Origin of the sequence: Escherichia sp. TW14182, from assembly GCF_000208525.1 — a bacterium.
Taxonomy (GTDB): domain Bacteria; phylum Pseudomonadota; class Gammaproteobacteria; order Enterobacterales; family Enterobacteriaceae; genus Escherichia; species Escherichia ruysiae.
The window spans coordinates 1-2273 of sequence record NZ_AEJZ01000056.1 but is presented as its reverse complement, the minus strand read 5'-3'; the positions used below and the strand labels follow the sequence as shown (position 1 = coordinate 2273).

Sequence of the window (2273 nt, the reverse complement as noted above, 5' to 3'; positions counted from 1 at the left end):
CGGCGTAAACGCCTTATCCGGCCTACGTTCAGCACGTTACCCGTAGGCCGGATAAGACGCGTCAAGCGTCGCATCCGGCACTTCAATGCACGATTTAAATCTCCAGCGCAAGCCGTGTTCCCTGGGCAATCGCTCGCCGTGCGTCCAGCTCCATAGCCACATCGCAGCCGCCGATTAAATGCACGGTTTTTCCTGCATCGATTAAAGGTTGTGCCAGCGCGCGGTTTGGCTCCTGCCCCGCGCAGATCACCACATGATCTACCGCTAAAATTTGCGGTTCACCGTTGATCACCACATGCACTCCGTCATCATCAATCTTCTGATAACTTACGCCTGGGATCATTTTCACTCCGCGCGAGAGTAGGGTAGTGCGATGGATCCAGCCGGTGGTTTTGCCTAACCCCTGTCCCGGTTTGCTGGCTTTGCGCTGGAGCATCACAATCTGCCGTGGGCTACGAGGGATCTGCATTCCCTGCGGGCTTAAGCCACCAGCCTGTTGTAGGCTGCTGTCGATCCCCCACTCATTACAGAACCCGGCGATATTCTGGCTGGTGGATTCGCCCGGCTGACTCAAATACATCGCCGTGTCAAAGCCAATCCCACCACAACCGATGATGGCAACTTTGTCGTCCACCGGCGCTTTGTCGCGCAGTACATCGAGATAACTCAATACCTTCGGATGATCGATCCCGTCGATAGGCGGAACGCGCGGCACGATCCCACTGGCGAGGATCGTTTCATCGAACGACTGTAACTGATCCGCCGTCACGGTGTGATTGAGTTTCAGCGTCACGCCTGTTACTTCGATCATCCGCCGGTAGTAACGTAGCGTTTCGTAAAACTCCTCTTTGCCGGGGATCTGTTTGGCGATATTAAACTGACCGCCGATCTCACTGTGCGCATCAAACAACGTTACCTGATGACCACGCGCCGCCGCGTTAATGGCAAACGCCAGCCCCGCCGGACCGGCACCGACCACCGCCAGATTTTTTTTCTGCACGGCAGGAAGGATCGGCATTTTGGTTTCATGGCAGGCTCGAGGATTCACCAGGCACGAGGTGACTTTGCCAACGAAGATCTGATCGAGACAGGCCTGATTGCAGCCAATGCAGGTGTTGATCTCATCGGCTCGCCCTGATTGCGCTTTTGACAGCAGCTCCGCATCAGCAAGAAACGGTCGCGCCATCGATACCATATCGGCATCACCGCGCGAGAGAATGTCGTCGGCAACCTGCGGATCGTTAATCCGGTTGGTGGTCACCAGCGGCAGCGAGACGTGGCCTTTCAGTTGGCGCGTGACCCAGCTAAAGGCACCGCGCGGCACGGGCGTGGCGATGGTCGGAATGCGCGCTTCATGCCAGCCAATGCCGGTGTTGATAATGGTCGCGCCAGCCGCTTCGATGGCCTGCGCCAGTTGTACCGTTTCGGCAAAAGTACCGCCGTCTTCGACCAGGTCTAGCATCGACAGACGGTAGATAATAATGAAGTCGTTGCCGACGCGTTCGCGCACTGCTCGCACCACTTCAACGGCAAACCGCATCCGGTTAGGGTAATCGCCGCCCCACTGGTCGCTACGTTGGTTGGTGCGCAGGGTAAGAAATTCGTTGATCAAATATCCTTCGGAACCCATTACCTCGACGCCATCGTATCCGGCCTCCCGCGCCAGTTGCGCGCAGCGGGCGAAATTGTCGATCAGTTGCAGAATCTCTTCATGGGTGAGTTCATGAGGAACGAAACGGTTGATGGGAGCCTGCAATGCGGAAGGTGCCACCAGATGCGGCTGGTAGCTGTAGCGCCCGGTATGCAAAATTTGTAGGGCAATTTTGCCGCCTTCCTGATGCACCGCTTCAGTAATGGTGCGATGGTGCGGGATCTGGCTGACGTCATTGAGCATTGCGCCGCCTTCCATGCCAACGCCTGTGAAATCTGGTGCAATGCCGCCGCTGACAATCAGCGCCACGCCGTGACGGGCGCGTTCAGCATAAAACGCCGCCAGCCGTTCAGCGCCGTCCGGGTATTCCTCCAGCCCGGTGTGCATTGAGCCCATCAACACGCGGTTTTTTAACGTGGTAAAACCTAAATCCAGCGGGGCGAACAGCGACGGGTAGCTCATAAAATTGTCCAGTATGTAAAATAATTGTTATGTGGTCGGATGAGTTCTAATTTAGCCGTCGCCGGGGAAAAGGGAAAAGGGGAGTGCGGGGTTTGTGATGGGATTCAAAAAGAATACGCCCATTGGTAACGCCGGATGCGACGCTTGCCGCGTCTTATCC

The 2273-nt window shown here is 56.4% G+C and carries 1 protein-coding gene; it reads right to left on the bottom strand.

Annotated elements, in window-relative coordinates; genetic code table 11:
- Positions 1–94: 94 nt before the first annotated feature.
- Complete coding sequence (fadH, locus tag EQY_RS0105625; protein ID WP_000121403.1) at positions 95–2113, bottom strand: NADPH-dependent 2,4-dienoyl-CoA reductase; 2019 nt, start codon at positions 2111–2113, stop codon at positions 95–97.
- Between the last annotated feature and the right edge of the window lie 160 nt (positions 2114–2273).